This is a genomic window from Rhizobium croatiense (assembly GCF_019793465.1).
In the GTDB taxonomy this organism is placed as follows: Bacteria; Pseudomonadota; Alphaproteobacteria; order Rhizobiales; family Rhizobiaceae; genus Rhizobium; species Rhizobium croatiense.
In genome coordinates, this window is record NZ_JAILYJ010000025.1 from 15,379 (window position 1) to 31,033 (window position 15,655).

Annotated in this window: 13 protein-coding genes and 1 tRNA gene; 5 read left to right on the top strand and 9 right to left on the bottom strand. The window is 62.1% G+C overall.

The features are described 5' to 3' along the window. Positions 1 to 51 precede the first annotated feature (51 nt). From K6M89_RS28415 to K6M89_RS28435, 5 genes are all read right to left on the bottom strand, one after another. Positions 52 to 1,605, bottom strand: a complete 1,554-nt coding sequence (locus K6M89_RS28415; protein WP_222141744.1) for a sugar ABC transporter ATP-binding protein — start codon at positions 1,603 to 1,605, stop codon at positions 52 to 54. A gap of 117 nt (positions 1,606 to 1,722) precedes the next feature. Then, complete coding sequence (locus K6M89_RS28420) at positions 1,723 to 2,712, bottom strand: ABC transporter substrate-binding protein (protein WP_097579602.1); 990 nt, start codon at positions 2,710 to 2,712, stop codon at positions 1,723 to 1,725. A gap of 208 nt (positions 2,713 to 2,920) precedes the next feature. Next, a complete protein-coding gene (locus tag K6M89_RS28425) occupies positions 2,921 to 3,367 on the bottom strand; it encodes an RbsD/FucU family protein (protein WP_222141745.1) in 447 nt (148 codons plus the stop codon). A 10-nt stretch (positions 3,368 to 3,377) separates the two neighbouring features. Beyond that, positions 3,378 to 4,397, bottom strand: a complete 1,020-nt coding sequence (locus K6M89_RS28430; protein ID WP_222141746.1) for an aldo/keto reductase — start codon at positions 4,395 to 4,397, stop codon at positions 3,378 to 3,380. Positions 4,398 to 4,437: 40 nt separating this feature from the next. Continuing rightward, positions 4,438 to 5,940 (bottom strand): UxaA family hydrolase, encoded by a 1,503-nt coding sequence (locus K6M89_RS28435; protein WP_222141747.1) that lies wholly within the window; start codon positions 5,938 to 5,940, stop codon positions 4,438 to 4,440. Between the two features lie 239 nt (positions 5,941 to 6,179). Between K6M89_RS28435 and K6M89_RS28440 the strand changes: the two genes are divergently transcribed. From K6M89_RS28440 to K6M89_RS28450, 3 genes are all read left to right on the top strand, one after another. Further along, complete coding sequence (locus K6M89_RS28440; RefSeq protein ID WP_097579606.1) at positions 6,180 to 7,079, top strand: GntR family transcriptional regulator; 900 nt, start codon at positions 6,180 to 6,182, stop codon at positions 7,077 to 7,079. A 405-nt stretch (positions 7,080 to 7,484) separates the two neighbouring features. Then, complete coding sequence (locus K6M89_RS28445; protein ID WP_222141748.1) at positions 7,485 to 8,612, top strand: hypothetical protein; 1,128 nt, start codon at positions 7,485 to 7,487, stop codon at positions 8,610 to 8,612. Between the two features lie 103 nt (positions 8,613 to 8,715). Continuing rightward, positions 8,716 to 10,674 carry an ABC transporter ATP-binding protein/permease gene (locus K6M89_RS28450; protein WP_222141749.1) on the top strand — a complete coding sequence of 653 codons (1,959 nt, stop codon included), beginning with the start codon at positions 8,716 to 8,718 and terminating at the stop codon, positions 10,672 to 10,674. Between the two features lie 12 nt (positions 10,675 to 10,686). On the opposite strand, the gene K6M89_RS28455 is transcribed toward K6M89_RS28450, so the two are convergent. Further along, positions 10,687 to 12,177, bottom strand: a complete 1,491-nt coding sequence (locus K6M89_RS28455) for an MDR family MFS transporter (RefSeq protein ID WP_222141750.1) — start codon at positions 12,175 to 12,177, stop codon at positions 10,687 to 10,689. A 228-nt stretch (positions 12,178 to 12,405) separates the two neighbouring features. Next, positions 12,406 to 12,786 carry a hypothetical protein gene (locus tag K6M89_RS28460; protein WP_222141751.1) on the bottom strand — a complete coding sequence of 127 codons (381 nt, stop codon included), beginning with the start codon at positions 12,784 to 12,786 and terminating at the stop codon, positions 12,406 to 12,408. A 270-nt stretch (positions 12,787 to 13,056) separates the two neighbouring features. On the opposite strand from K6M89_RS28460, the gene K6M89_RS28465 reads away from it, so the two are divergent. Continuing rightward, a complete protein-coding gene (locus K6M89_RS28465) occupies positions 13,057 to 13,218 on the top strand; it encodes a hypothetical protein (RefSeq protein WP_222141752.1) in 162 nt (53 codons plus the stop codon). Positions 13,219 to 13,460: 242 nt separating this feature from the next. Beyond that, complete coding sequence (locus K6M89_RS28470) at positions 13,461 to 13,646, top strand: hypothetical protein (RefSeq protein WP_222141753.1); 186 nt, start codon at positions 13,461 to 13,463, stop codon at positions 13,644 to 13,646. A gap of 766 nt (positions 13,647 to 14,412) precedes the next feature. On the opposite strand, the gene K6M89_RS28475 is transcribed toward K6M89_RS28470, so the two are convergent. After that, positions 14,413 to 14,488: transfer RNA gene (locus K6M89_RS28475), tRNA-Thr, on the bottom strand. A 121-nt stretch (positions 14,489 to 14,609) separates the two neighbouring features. Continuing rightward, the gene (locus tag K6M89_RS28480; RefSeq protein ID WP_222141754.1) at positions 14,610 to 15,569 is read right to left on the bottom strand and encodes an NAD(P)H-dependent flavin oxidoreductase; all 960 of its coding nucleotides are present in this window, start codon (positions 15,567 to 15,569) and stop codon (positions 14,610 to 14,612) included. Positions 15,570 to 15,655 lie beyond the last annotated feature (86 nt).

The following is a 15,655-nucleotide window of genomic DNA, read 5'->3' on the forward strand; positions in this document are numbered from 1 at the left end:
GCAATTTCCGAACGCAAAACCGCAGCGCACTTTTGCTGGAATTGCTTGTGCTCAGACGCCGATCGCTTCGCTGAGCACTTGCTCATGCGTCGCCGCGTGGAAATCATGGCTGGCGACGAGCCGGCCGCCGCGGAAGACGTGCAGCCGGTCGGCCAGTTCGTAGACCTCGGGCAGGTAGGAGGAAATCAGAATGATGCCGGCCCCCTCCTTCAGAAGTTTGGCGAACAGCCGGTAGATTTCCGCCTTGGTACCGACGTCGACGCCGACGGTCGGCTCATCGAAGATGAACAGCCTTGCGCCGTGGCTCAGCCACTTGCCGATGACGATCTTCTGCTGGTTGCCGCCGGACATGCTGGAGGCCGGCACGCGCCGGCTCGGCGTCTTGATGCTGAGATCGCGGATCTGCCTGTCGGCATTGGCCGATTCCCGCGTATGACTGATCACCGGTCCTTGGCTGAGGCGCCCGAAGACCGGCAGGTTAATGTTGAGGCCGATCGGCAGGTTGAGGCAAAGCCCCTGATCGCGACGGCTTTCCGGCGCCAGTGCAATGCCGAGCTCCATCGCCGTGCGTTCATTGCGGATATCGACACGTTTACCCATCCAGTGGATTTCGCCTGAACTGATCGGCTGGCGTCCGTAGAGGCCGAGCGCAAATTCGCTGCGGCCGGCGCCGATCAACCCGTAGAGACCGACGATCTGTCCGGCCTTGACGCTGAGCGACACGTCCTCGAAACCCGGACCCGAAAGACCCTTGACCTCGACGATCGTCTCGCCGAAGCCGATCTCTTCCTTGTGGTAGATCTGCTCGATCGAGCGGTTGATCATCAAAGCGATCAGCTCGGCATCGTTGGTCTCGCCGATCAGCCGCGTGCCGACATGCGTGCCGTCGCGCAGCACAGAGACACGGTCGGCCAGTTCGAACACTTCCTCCATGCGGTGGCTGATATAGACGATGGTGACGCCTTCGCCCTGCAGGCGGCGGATCAGCTTGAACAACTGCGCCGATTCCTGGCGCGTCAGATAGGCGGTGGGTTCGTCGAAGATCAGGAACTGCGTGCCGCGCATCGCCGCCCGTGCCGTTGCCACCAGCTGCTGCTGGCCGATCGTCAGCGAGCTCAGGAGCGCGCCGGCCGGCAGACCGAAGCCGAGATCGTCGAGCACGGCCTGCGCCATCTTCTCCATCTGCTTCTTGCGCATCAGGCCGTAACGGTTGACCTCGTCGCCGAGGAAAAGGTTGGCGGCGACCGTCAGGTGCGGGCAGAGGACGACTTCCTGGTGCACGGCGTTGATGCCGCGGGCAATCGCCTCGTTCGGCGTCGACAGCGCGACCGGATGGCCGCACCACAGCACTTCGCCGGCCGTGCGGGTGATGACACCGGTGAGCAATTTGATGAGGGTGGATTTGCCGGCGCCGTTTTCGCCGACGATGGCGTGGATCTCTCCGGCCAGGAAGGTCAGCGTCGCCGGCTTCAGCGCCTGCACATGACCGTAATTCTTCTGCAGGCCTTTCAGTTCGAGGATAGCCGATCCGGCGGGAATGCGATTGGCTTCTTTCAGCGTGGCGCTGTCATCATGGCGATGACTGACCTCTTCCAGTCCGATCATGGACCTCTCCTCCTCTTGTCGCGTCTGCTCCATCCCTGCTGAACCATACCATGGCCCCTGATAACCTGGATAGAAAAGGCCGCGCCGGTTTTTGAGCCGGCGCGGCCGCTTGTCGCCTTACTTGATCTTCGGGTTCAGGAGCGCGTCGATCTTCGGATCGGCCATGTTCGCCTTGGTGACGAGATTGGCGCCGGTATCGACATTCTCAGGAACCTTTTCGCCCTTGGAGACGGCAAGCGCGGTCTTGATGCCGTCATAGCCCATGCGATAGGGGTCCTGAACGACGAGGCCGGCGATCGCACCGTCCTTGAGGAAGCCGACCGTCTTGTCGTCGCTGTCGAAGCCGATGACCTTGATCTTGTCGCCGAGCTTGTTTTCGGCGATCGCCTGGCCAACGCCCTGCGCCAGGATGAGGTTCGAGGCGAAGACACCGACGAGGTTCGGATTGGCGGTGATCAGGTCGGTCATCATGTTGAGGCCGGTCGTTGCCTGGCCGTCACCATACTTGTCGGCGATGACCTTCAGGCCGGGATGCTTGGTCTTGATCTGATCCAGGAAGCCTTCGCGGCGCTGCTCCAGCGAGCCGACGCCGGGAAGATTGGTGAGGATGACGATGTCGCCTTCTTCCTTGCCGGTCATCTCCTTGATGGCGGCGGCAAGACCATCGGCGGCGATGCGGCCGCCCTGGACGTTGTCGGTCGTCAGGAACGACTTGAACGCCTTGGAGTCGGCGCCTGAGTCGATGCCGATGATCGGAACCGACTTGGCGGCTTCATCGATCGGCTTGCCGAGCGCCTTGAATTCCGTCGGCGAGATGACGATGGCGGCCGGCTTGCCGGCAACGGCGTTCTCAAGAATGCTGATCTGGCCGTTGATGTCGGATTCGGCCTGGGCGCCGAGTTCCGGCACGTTGACGCCGAGATCCTTGCCGGCCTTGCGGGCGCCGGCCAGAACGATCTGCCAATAGAAGGACGTCGTGTCCTTGACGATGATCGGGATCGTCACATCGGCGGCAAAGGACGTGACCGGCATCGCCGTGGCGATGACGGCGGCGCCTGCCAGCGCGGTAAAGGCGCGGCGGGACAGAAGGGATTTCACGATGCTCATAAGGGTTCTCCTCTCAGGATGCGTTCTCCTCCAATAAACCGAACCGCTGAACGCTGGCGGATGGTTTTTATCGATAAAAAACATTTGCAGGGAGAAGCTAGCCGAGGCGCAAACAAATTGCAAGTGCGTCAACAGGGCTTTTTTGTTTCCGTAAACTCCCTACAAATAGCTGATTTCATTTCAATACAACCATAACCTAAAATAGGTGTCAGGCGAGATCGACCTCGTGCGGATGCACGACGCCCTTTTTCAGAATCAGGTTGCCATACAGCCGGAATTCCGTCGTCGCGACGATATAGGCGGCCTTGCGGGCCATCGCATAGAAGGCGAAGCGCTCCACCGGCACGATGGTAAAATCGCCGGCGCGCCTGGAGACGATCTCTTGGAACTCGGCGCAGACCACGGGCACGGCCCGGGGATCGCCGACCACCTCCATCCGCCATGCGGTCTCCGGCACGAAAGTGTCGAGCGGCATGTGGGTCAGGATGGCCTCGGCCATGTCGGTGGCGCTGACGCCGTCGGCGCGAATGACCGGCGGGCCCATCGAGCCCGAGGGAAAATTGGCGTCCGCTATGACGATATCGTCGCCATGGCCCATGGTCTTCAGCGCATGAAGCAGGTCGGGACCGAGCAGCGGATGAATACCCTTGAGCATGGCGTCTCCTTCAGACTCTGACCGCATCGGCGCCGAGCGGCGGCGCGACCAGCGTATAGGGCTCAAATTCGCCGTAGATGCTATCGGGCAGCGGCGGCTCGACGGTCTCCATGTTGCGTGTCAGGCTCGAAGGCTTCGCCGTGCCGATCAGCACCGAGGCGACGATCGGATCGCGCAACGGAAACTGCATGGCGGCAGCGGCGAGCGGCGCCCCATGCCGCTTGGCGATCGCCTCCATCGCGCCGACCTTGGCAAGCACGTCCTCGCTTGCCGGCATATAGTCGAAATGCGAGCCGGGCACAGGGCCGGTGGCGAGAATGCCGGAGTTGAAGACGCCGCCGATCACGAGCGAGGTCCCCTTCTGCCGGCAGAGCGGCAGCAGTTCGGCGACCGCCGAACGGTCGAGCAGCGTATAGCGGCCGGCAAGCAGGATGCAGTCGAGATCGGCATGGCGCATCACGTCGAGGCAGACCGGCACTTCGTTGACGCCGAGGCCGAAGGCGGAGATCGCACCGGAAGATTTCAGTTCTTCCAGCGCCTTCACGCCGGAATCGAGCAGTTGCTTCTGGTAGACCGCGTTCTTTGCTGCACCATGCGTATAGACGCCGATATCGTGCACATAGAGAATGTCGATGCGGTTGAGGCCGAGGCGGGCATAGCTGAACTCGACCGAGCGCATGATGCCGTCATAGGAATAGTCGTAATCGGCATCGAAGGAGAGCGGGTCGACATAGCTGTAGTCAGGCACGGTTCCCGTCGGCACCGGCCGCAGCAGCCGGCCGACCTTGGTGGAGAGCACGTAGGACCGATCCGGCTGAACGCGCAGGAAATCGCCGACCCGCCGTTCCGCAAGGCCGAGCCCATACCAGGGGGCGACATCGAAATAGCGGATGCCGCTGTTCCAGGCTGCCTGCAGCGTTTCCATCGCCTGCTCGCGCGGGCAGGCCCGGTAGAGACCGCCCAAGGGCGCCGCCCCATAGCTGATTTCGGTCACTTCGAGCTTGGTCCTGCCGATCCGTCTCGTCTTCATCACGCCTCCTCGCCAAGCTTTCGGGATTTTCTATTTCAGATCAGAGCGTTGCGCCGAGATGCCAGGGCACGAATTCATTGTCGCCGTAGCCGAAGAGTTCGCTCTTCGTCCTTTTGCCGGAGGCCGTCTCGATGATCAGGTCGAAGATCTCGCGGCCCTTGCCGCTGATCGTCGCATCGCCGGTGGCGATCGTGCCGCAATCGATGTCCATGTCTTCTTCCATTGCCGCATAGAGCGCCGAATTGCTGGAAAGCTTCAGCGACGGCGCCGGCCGGCAGCCGAAGCAGCTGCCGCGGCCGGTGGTGAAGGCGATCATATTCGCCCCGCCCGCCACCTGGCCAGTCGCCGAGACAGGATCGTAGCCTGGTGTGTCCATGAAGACGAGGCCGGGGGCGGTGACCCGCTCGGCATAACCATAGACCGCCGTCAGCGGCGAGCGCCCGCCCTTGGCGACGGCGCCGAGCGATTTTTCCAGAATGGTGGTCAGGCCGCCGCGCTTGTTGCCGGGCGAGGGGTTGTTATCAAGCGAGGCGCCGTGCAGCGCCACATACTCCTCCCACCAGGCGATTTTCTCGTCGAGCTTCTTAGCTACTTCGTCGCTCACTGCGCGACTGCGCAGCAGATGTTCCGCACCATAGATTTCCGAGGTTTCCGACAGGATCGCCGTGCCGCCGGCCGCCGCCAGAAGATCGGCCGCCACGCCGAGCGCCGGATTGGCGGTGATGCCGGAAAACCCGTCCGAACCGCCGCATTGCAGGCCGATGATGATCTCGCCGATCAGGATCGGCACGCGTTTTTCCCTGCCGACGTCGGCCGCGATTTCGCGCAGAACGCCCATGGCGCGCTCGACCGCCCGGCGCGAGCCGCCGGCATCCTGAATGTTGAAATGCCGTTTGGAGGCGCCCGCACCGCTCTGGCCGTACAGCGTCAGCTGGTTGACCTCGCAGCCGAGGCCGATCATCAGCACGCCGCCGAAATTCACATGTCTGGTATAGCCGGCCAGAGTCCGGTGCAGCACGTTCATGCCGTCGCCGGTCGAGCTCATGCCGCAGCCCTGGTCGTGCACGATCGGCACGAAACCGTCGATGCCGTCATAATGCGGCAGGATCGTCCGGTTCGCCTCGTCGGCGATCGCCCGGCAGACCGTGGTCGAACAGTTCACGCTGGCGATGATGCCGATATAGTTGCGCGTCGCTGCCCGCCCGTCGGCGCGGCGATAGCCCATGAAGGTGCGCGCCTTGTCTTCGCCGGTCGCTGCTTCCGGCGCCGAATTGGCGGTCGCGGCAAGCCGGTCGTTTTCGAAATGCAGATTGTGGCTGTGCACATGGTCGCCGGCCTTGACCTCGGCCGTAGTGCGGCCGATCGCCTGGCCGTATTTCACGACGGGGGACCCGAGCGGAATATCCGCGATCGCCACCTTATGGCCGGGATCGATTTTCTGAGAGGCCACGATGCCGGCAACCGTCGAACCCGGCGCGATGGCGGCCGTCGCGACCGCGACATTGTCGCCCGCCGACAGGATGATCCAAGGCTGTTTGTCCAAACTCATCTCTCCAGAAGCATCACGCGGTTTTCGAATGGCACATGCGCATTGATTTTGTTTTTTATCTACAATAAACATTTTCAAGTCAACGGGAATATTGATCCTGTGGACGAGGACGGCGATGCGCCGCAGGCGCGTGGAAATACGCTAATGGTCGTTTGAACACGCTGCGGTGTCTAACTCTCTTCCGCCTTTCGGCGGAATGGCGTTCTGGCACGCGGGCGGAAAGCGGGGGTCGGATGGCAAGGCAGAACACGGTCTTCAAGGAAGCCTATAACAGGTATGCTGTGGCCCTGCGCACGGATACCGCGCTGCCCTCGGAGCCGGAGATCGCCGCCCAGCTCGGCGTCAGCCGTTCCACCGCGCGCGCCATCCTCACCCGTCTGAGCGAGGAAGGTATCATCCGCTGGAACAAACGCCAGAAGACCGTGCTGCGCCAGCCGACCGACCGCGACCTCTTTCCCTCGGAAGAAACGGATTCCCTGCACGACATCATCGAGCGCAGCTTCATGCAGCGCATCCTTTCCGATGATGCCGCGCCCGGCATGCAGATCAACGAGCTGGAGCTTGCCCGAGAGATCGGCACCGGCACGACGAGCGTGCGCGAATTCCTGATCCGTTTCTCCCGCTTCGGCCTCATCGAGAAGCGGCCGAACAGCCATTGGACGCTGAAAGGCTTCACCCGCGAATTCGCGCTCGAACTCGCCGATGTGCGCGAGATGTTCGAGCTGCATTCGGCTGCCGAATTCGGCCGGCTTCCCCGCGACAATCAGGCCTGGACCGATCTCGCCACTATGCGCGAGGAGCATCTCGCCATGCTCGCCGACATCAACCAGCGCTTCAAGGATTTCTCCGTCCTCGACGAGCGTTTCCACCTCTTGATCCACCGCGCCTCGAAGAACCGCTTCATCGCCGATTTCTACGACGCGATCGCCATCATCTTCCATTATCACTACCAGTGGAACAAGACTGCTGCCCGCGAGCGCAACGAGCGCGCCATCCACGAACATCTCGATTACATCGCCGCACTCGAATCCGGCGACCAGGCGGCCATCGAGAAAGCCTGCCGCGTCCATCTGCGCTCCGCCCGCCAGACCCTGCTGCAATCCCTGCCGCAGATCGCGACGGAGAGCGTGTGAGGAGCGTAAGAGAAGGGCAACCAAAGCCGTGCCGTGCAGCCCCCTCATCCGACCCTTCGGGCCACCTTCTCCCCGAGGGGAGAAGAGGGAGAATGCCGCTTCGCCACGGGTCCCATTAAACGGAGTGCCTTTAAGCAGACAGGTTTTTTTGGGCAGTGTCGGCACGCCTTGCTCCCTCTTCTCCCCTCGGGGAGAAGGTGGCCCGAAGGGTCGGATGAGGGGGCCACACGGCAGGACCAACGACGATTAGTCTATCTCACATTTATAATTCCACCATGCCATGTCGGCAAAACTCTGGGTTGATCCCGCTGCAGTGTCAGCGCTATTGAAATAATTCCTCGATACGCCTGGTCGACGCATCCACGCCCGCGATCAGCGATGGTCATCAATGGAAAGCAGGTTCCGATGGAAAACACCTCTGCCTCCGCCAGCGATACCGAATGGACGCTGGCTGATTTCCTCAGCACCTATCGCTATTGGGCAGTCTTCCTTTCCTCGCTTCTCATAGCCGTCGCCGGCCAAGGTCTGAGCACGGTCTTTCCCGTGATCTCGCAAATGGCGGGCAGCAGTGCTCAGACGATCGGGATCTTCTATTTCGGCTCCACCCTCGGCTGGGTCGTCGGCGCCTTTCTGGCCTTTATCGTCGCGGGCCGCCATGGCCGGTCGGCACTGATCACTCCCATTCTCGTCTGTGCTGTCGTCGCCGTCGCTTTTCTGCCGGCGCCTGCCTTGTGGGGGTCGCCGGGCTCTTTGCTCTTCTTTGGCCTGATTCTCGGCGCCCTCCGGGCGGTCTTCCCGCTCGCGAGCGCGATATTCCTGGTGGGCGGGCGACCGGGCAAAATCGACTTCGGCTGCGCTCTCACGCTGATGTCGACGACGATCCTGATCTCGGCCTTTGCGCCGGTCGGCGCGTCGTGGTTATACGGGCTCGATCTCGGCGCCGTGCCGGTCGTTTCTGCCTTTCTGGCCTGCCTGCTCCTCGCCGTCGTCTTGCTGGTGCCGGCCGGCAACCTCGCCTTCGACGACGCGCCGCGTCCCCGCCACAAGCCGATTGCGACGCGGCGACGCTCGCCTCTTCTCGTTGCCGTCATCCTGATCACCCCGCCGATCCTGATTCTGCTGGCGGCGGTCGGCATTCGTCTGTTTCAGGCAAATGATGTCGGCATCAGCGGTTCTTCGATCGCGCTGCTCCTGACACTTCTGGTCTTCGCCATTGCCGTGGCCGGTTTTATCTATCTTGCTTATTGGGTCTATCGCATCCACGGCGAGCTTGCGGGCGCAGCACCATCGCCGCGACTGCTGACGCCGCTTGCCGCCATGCTGATCGCGATCCTCGTACCGCTCGGATTGCCGGTTCTCGTCATGACCCTTGGCGATCTCCTCAACGAGCGGGCTCGCGACAGAGGCCGGGGAAACGTCGTTTCGATTGCCTGGCTCGGCATCTGGAGTTTCATCGTTCCGCCGGTCGCCATCGCGATGATCCAGAACGCGGCGAATGACAGCTATGTCGTCGGCGCGGACAAGGCGTCGTAACAGCGCCCGTGCGGCTGCTGCGCCTCGTCCCCTTGAGACCTGCGATGCCGCCTCCGGCATCGGCCTCATGAAACCTTTCGAATTGTAAGCCGTTGTCTGGCTTATGACCGACGCTAAACTCAACCCGAAATCGGTCGACGGCACCGAGGAGCACGGTGCCGAGAAGTCGCGCCCCGAGAAGGCATCGACTGTCGAGGCCGCGCCGCCGCCAGCCATCGAACCCAGTCCGGAGCTCACGCCCGAGGAGGCCGAGCAGGCGCGCAAGCGATATTTGCTGAAACGTTTCTGGATCAGCGCCCGCCATTACTGGGGCAGCAGTGGCGACAGGCTCGCCTGGCCGTGCTCGATCGGTCTGCTGGTAATGATCTGCATGAATGTCGGTTTCCAATATGGGATCAATCGCTGGAACCGCGGGATCTTCGACGCCATCGAGCGGCACGACGCCGGCACCGTCTATTACCTGAGCGCCGTCTTCGTGCCGCTCGTGCTCGGAAGCGTCGCCCTCGTCACTGCGCAAGTCTATGTCCGCATGATGATCCAGCGCCGCTGGCGCTCCTGGCTGACGGCGGCGGTGATCGCGCGCTGGCTCGCCAACGGCCGTTATTATCAGCTGAACCTGATCGGCGGCGATCACAAGAATCCCGAGGCGCGCATCTCGGAGGATTTGCGCATTGCCACCGAAGCGCCGGTCGATTTCATCGCCGGCGTCATTTCCGCATTTCTGGCGGCCTCGACCTTCATCGTCGTGCTGTGGACCATCGGCGGAGCGCTCGAGCTGCCGGTCGCAGGGGCGACCATCACCATTCCCGGCTTTCTCGTCGTCACTGCGGTTCTCTATGCCGTGATCACCTCAACCGTGATCGCGATCATTGGCCGTCACTTCGTCCAGGTCTCCGAGGTCAAGAACCAGGTGGAGGCCGAGCTCCGCTACACGCTGACCCGTGTGCGCGAAAATGGGGAGAGCATCGCCTTGCTCGGCGGCGAGGAGGAGGAGCGGAGCGATCTCGACAAGACATTTTCCAACGTGCTCAAGCAATGGGCGCTGCTTGCGCGACAGCACATGCGCACGACCTTCGTGTCGCACGGGTCGATGCTGATTGCGCCCGTCGTGCCGCTCCTGCTGTGCGCGCCGAAGTTTCTCGCCGGCGGCATGACGCTCGGCGAGGTCATGCAGGCCGCCTCCGCCTTCGCCATCGTTCAGCACGCCTTCGGCTGGCTGGTCGACAACTACCCGCGTCTTGCCGACTGGAACGCCTGTGCGCGGCGCATTGCCTCGCTGATGACGTCGCTCGACGGCCTCGAGCGCGCCGAACAGAACGATGCGCTGAGACGCATTAAGCACAGCGAAACCCAAGGCAATGCGATCCTCAATCTGAACGATCTCTCCGTGTCGCTCGACGACGGCACCGCCGTGGTCAAGGAGACCCATGTCGAGATCGTGCCGGGCGAGCGGGTGCTGGTGGCCGGAGAATCCGGCTCGGGCAAGAGCACGCTGGTGCGCGCCATCGCCGGTCTCTGGCCGTGGGGCCACGGCAGCGTCGATTTCCACGCCGACCGGCGCTTGTTCATGTTGCCGCAGCGGCCCTATATCCCGTCCGGCACGCTTCGCCGCGCCGTCGCCTATCCCCGCGCCGCCGACAGCTGGACGCCGGAGGAGATCACCGCGGCGTTGACCAAGGTGGGACTGGATTATCTCAACGAAAAGATCGAGGAAGACGCGCCATGGGATCAGATCCTGTCCGGCGGCGAAAAGCAGCGGCTCGCCTTTGCCCGGCTGCTGCTGCACAATCCCGATATCATCGTGCTCGACGAAGCCACCTCGGCGCTGGATGAGAAGAGCCAGGACAGCATGATGGAGATGGTGATCGACGAAATGCCGACAGTGACCATCATCAGCGTCGCCCACCGCGCCGAGCTCGAAGCCTTCCATAGCCGCAAGATCACCCTGGAACGGCGCGAGGGCGGCGCGAAGCTCGTCAGCGATATCGATCTTGGCCAGCGCAAGGGAAGGCGCAACCTGATCCTGCGCGTTCTGGACAGCCGCCGCTCGGCGCTGCCATGAAGAACGCAACGGTCAATGCGAGGCCGCTTCGCTGGCCACCGCCGGCTCTTCGCGTTTGCGGCCATGGCCGACCGGGATCAGCCAGGTGGTGAAGAATGTCAGGACGGCCACGACGACCACGCCCCAGAAGCTCCAGTGCAGGGCCGCATTGAAGACGCCGCGGATCGCCGGGTCGGCGGCGAGCGCCGAGAGCCCGGTCGGCTGGTTCAGCGCATTGTGCAGGGCCGCCGCCGTCTCGCCGCTCGCATGGTGGCTGATGCCGGCGTTGAGGATGGCGCCGAGCACGGTGGCGCCGAGCGTATTGCCGAGGCTGCGGGCGAAGATGATCGAGGCGGTGGCGCTGCCGCGCATCGACCATTCGACGCTGTCCTGGACCAGCACGATGCTGGTCAGGCTGATCAGTCCCATGCCGAAGCCCATGAAGAAGGAGCCGGCGCCGGCCAGAACCGGTGAGCTTTCCGGCGTCAGGAACAGCAGGAAACAGGCGCCGAACGGAAACATCAGGCTGCCGACGCGCAACGTCCGGCGAATGCCGAAAGCCTTGTAGAAGCGGCCGGAAAGAATGACGGCCATGGGCCAGCCGACGATCAGCATGGTGAGCGTGAAGCCGGCAACGATCGGCGAGCGGCCGAGCACGCCTTGCACATAGATCGGCAGGATAGTGGAAAGCCCGATCAGCGCCATGCCGGCAAGCAGCGTCGCCGCATTGCTGGTGGCGATCAGCCGGCGGCTCCAGAGCGCGATCGAAATGATCGGCTCCGGCGCCCGTTTCTCCTGGGCGAGGAAGAGCAGCCCCGCGACGACGAAGACGGCGAAAAGCGACAGCAGGATTGAGGCGCCCGCATCGGTTTCCGTCAGCATGACGAGCAGGGCGACGATCGAGACCGAAAACAGCACCGACCCGAGATAATCGATCCTTGCCTGCTGGTGCGCAACGTCCTCCTTCAGGAAGATCATGAAGGCAACAATCGAGACGATGCCGATCGGCAGGTTGATCCAGAAGATCCAGGCCCAGGAGATATTGTCGACGATGATGCCGCCGGCAAGCGGCCCGATGACGGCCGAGGTCGCCCAGACGGTCGCCATCGCGCCCTGCACCCGGCCGCGTTCCTCGAGCTTGAAGAGATCGCCGATGATCGTCATCGTCACCGGCTGGATGGCGCCGGCACCCAGCCCCTGCAGCAGCCGGAACAGCACCAGCGACATCATCGACCAGGCAAAGCCGCAGAGCGCCGAGCCGGCGAGGAAGATGATAATCCCGCCGATCAGCACCGGCTTGCGCCCGAAAATATCGGAAAGCTTGCCGTAGATGACTGTCGTCGTCGACTGCGCCAGCAGGAAGGCCGAAAACACCCAGCTGTAATAGGAAAATCCGCCGAGCTGGCCGACGATGCGCGGCATGGCGGTCGCCACGATCGTCGCCTCGATGGCAACCATGAATGTCGCGAGCATGATGGTCGCGACGACAAGCACGCGGTTCGAGCGATGCGCTGCATTCGACATGACGATCCTCTTCGGGTGCTCCGCGGACGCCGGAAAATATCGGCAGGCTGGCTGAGGTGTGGGGCGATGCGCCATGTGCGGAGGATGCAGTCGTTCTACGACCTGAAAGCCAGTCGGTAAAGCAATTCTCGTGGCAGCCATCGTTTTTGCGCGACGTCAGCCGAAATAAAGGCCCGGCGCGATCGCGGCCGGGCCCTCATTCTATCGGAGGCGGACGCTCGCCCTTCCTCACTGCTGGCATGCCTCGCTGAGTGAACCGGTGCCGGCGGTGCAGCCCGGCACCTGCTGAAGATCCGGATTGACGCCGCCGCGATTGATCGTGCTGCGACCGCTATTCAGATCGACGCCGCCAGAGCCGGAGGTGTTGCCGATGGTGCTGCCGGTCGTACCGGGATCGGTGCCGACAGAGCCGGTGCCGGCCGAGCCCGTACCGACGGATCCGGTACCGGCCGAACCCGCGCCCGAGCTCCCCGAGCCGCCGATGACAGGCGCCACCGAAAGCCGCCCACTGGAATTTGCACCGCCGGTCGTCTGCGCCAGCGCCGAGCCGGCAAGGCCGATCGAAAGAAGCGATATCGCGATGAGTTTACAGGACATGGTTTTCTCCATCCTTGTTGTCTCAGAGGGGAGAACCTGTCCGGCGGCGGCATTGTTCCTTGCGGATAGTTCGCAATCGAAAGGACGCAACGGCCGCCCTGATACCCCGCCCTCCATGGCCTGTACCCTCCTAAGTTGCGCTGCAGCCCAGTAAAATTAGCTTAACGCTGTCCGTTGCCGTCGAAGATACTACCTCAAGCGGCGGGCCGGGTGCGCGGCCTTTAGTGCAACTAATTTCACTGTCGACCCTGTCCATGACACTAGGGAGACGGTGGAGGCAGCATGCCCATCCAAGTAGACGAGAAAAAATCGCTGAAGGCTGCGCCGATCGCCGTCTTAATGACGCTGGTGCTGGTTTCGGTGATTTTGGCCCTCGGCTGGCGCTGGATTCTCTTTGTTTTCGTGGCACTTGCGGCAGGGGCCGGATGGCATTTGAGCCTGTGAAAAGGGGCTGTCAATCGATACTTTTACCGCGAATAAATCTTGTGATACGCAAGCCTGCGGGGAACTAGGAATCCATGAAACATTTCAGCGTGTTGAGAGAAGGTCGCGTAAATCGGCGGGTTGCTGAAGCCTTAACAGCCGGTACTGTCTCGGTACCGGGCCTATTGCAGGAATCAAACGATTCTGTTTAATGCGTAGCAGTAGCAGGCGGTTTTTTCTTTTTGTTAAGGAGAAATGCGCCGATGCAGGAAAATGAAAACTCCCTCATCCTTGATTTCAAGAACAGGACTGCAACGGCCAAGGGTCGGTTCGCTATTCTGTCCGTGCTAGCGTTCGTGTTCGTATTCGTGGGTGGCGTCACCTACTTCGGCGGAACTCAGCTGATGGATCGTTTTTCGCCACAGGCCACAGCCTCGATCGCAAAATAAACCCCGCCGTAGCGGGGATTGTGATGTCGCGGTGGCAGAGCAAACGGCCAAATGGTCCTAGCGCTCCATCATCATCCCCCGTTGCTGGACACGGTGGGCTTTCCCGTGAGCCTCGACCGAATGTTCACATGGCGTGGCCGTTGTCGATCTTGGTCGTTTCCGTGCTTGTATATAGCTAGGCCGGAACAAAATAGCTTGGCACACCGAAAGGGTGTACCAAGCAATATTCGTTATTCGGCAGCTTCCTTGTGGTCCTGCTGTTCGGTATCCGGAAACGCCTTCTTCCAAAGGTAGTCAGTGGACTGCCCGGCATAACTCGCAGCCGTGAAGATCGCGGCTGTCCTCCTTAAGAACCTTCAGCCACACTCTGCGCTCGGCTGACCATGCCTTGACCTCTGTGAATTACTGGATTGAGTTTCGGGAAGCTTCCACGGTAGCCGATGTAAGAGACGTGAAGCGGCAGGAGAAGTTTCACGATTTCCTGACAGCAAAGGGTATGCGTAACAGCAGCGCCAATCGTGTGCTGGCTGTTGGCAAGGCTGCTATCAATCGAGCATTCAAGCGTGGCGAGCTAAGCAGCGTTCCACACAATTCTGATGAAGAAACAGGATGCCGGTCCACACGGCGACACGAACTATCTTAAGAACGCTTGTGCTGCGTTAGACGCTCTTGTGCGTGAAGTCGTCGCCAACGCGCCAGTTACGCGCCACCTTGTTTCTCCGGCAAACGAAAGCAAGGCCAAAAACACAGTGGTTTCAGAGGGAAATGGTGCCGCTTACGTGACTCGAACACGTGACCCCATCATTACGAATGATGTGCTCTACCGACTGAGCTAAAGCGGCATTTGGCGGCCGAAGCGTGCGGCCTGCGATTTGCATGGCGCTGATACAGGCATTGTCCGAAGATTTCAAGCACCCTGTCATGCCTTTGGCAAAAAAGAGGGCAGGCTGTTGAAGACCGCCCTCAGAGTGCCAGCCGGGCGCGGGCGGCCTTATATTCTGCCTCCAGCCGGTCGACGAGTTTGGCCACCGGCTCGACGGCCTTGACGGCGCCGATGCCCTGGCCGCTGCCCCAGATATCCTTCCAGGCCTTTGCGCCGCCGGTCGCCTGTTCGAAATCCATCTTCGACGGGTCGGCGACGGGCAGGTTGTCGGGGTCCATGCCGGCGGCGAGGATCGAGGGCTTGAGATAGTTGCCGTGCACGCCGGTGAAATAGTTGGAATAGACGATGTCGGCGGCCACACCGTCGACGATCGCCTGCTTGTAGGCGTCGGCAGCGCGCGCCTCTTGCGTGGCGATGAAGGGTGAGCCGATATAGGCCATGTCGGCGCCCATCGCCTCGGCGGCGAGAATGGCGCCGCCGGTCGAAATCGCGCCGGCAAGCAGCAGCGGCCCGTCGAACCATTCGCGGATTTCCTGGATCAGCGCAAAGGGCGACAGCGTGCCGGCATGGCCGCCGGCGCCTGATGCCACCGCGATCAGCCCGTCGGCACCCTTGCGGATCGCCGAATGGGCATGGCGATTGTTGATAATGTCGTGCAACACGATGCCGCCATAGGAATGTACGGCGGCATTGACCTCCGGCACGGCGCCGAGCGAGGAGATGACAACAGGCACCTTGTATTTGACGCAGAGCGAGAGGTCATGCTCCAGCCGCTTGTTCGACATGTGGACGATCTGGTTGACGGCAAAGGGGGCCGCCGGCCGCTCCGGATGGGTGGCGTCGTGGCGGGCGAGCTCCTCGGTGATCTCGGCCAGCCATTCGTCCAGCTGGCTTTCCGGCCGGGCGTTCAGCGCCGGAAAGGCGCCGACGACGCCTGCCTTGCATTGCGCCAGCGTCAGCGCCGGATGCGAAATGATGAACAGCGGCGAGCCGATCACCGGCAGTCTGAGTTTGTCCTTGAGGATCGGGGGCAGGGCCATGGTTCACCGCTCGCATTGACGTTTACGAAAACGTCAATCTCATAACAGAGAAGAAAAGCCGATAAAAGAGCGGCTGCCATGCCTTC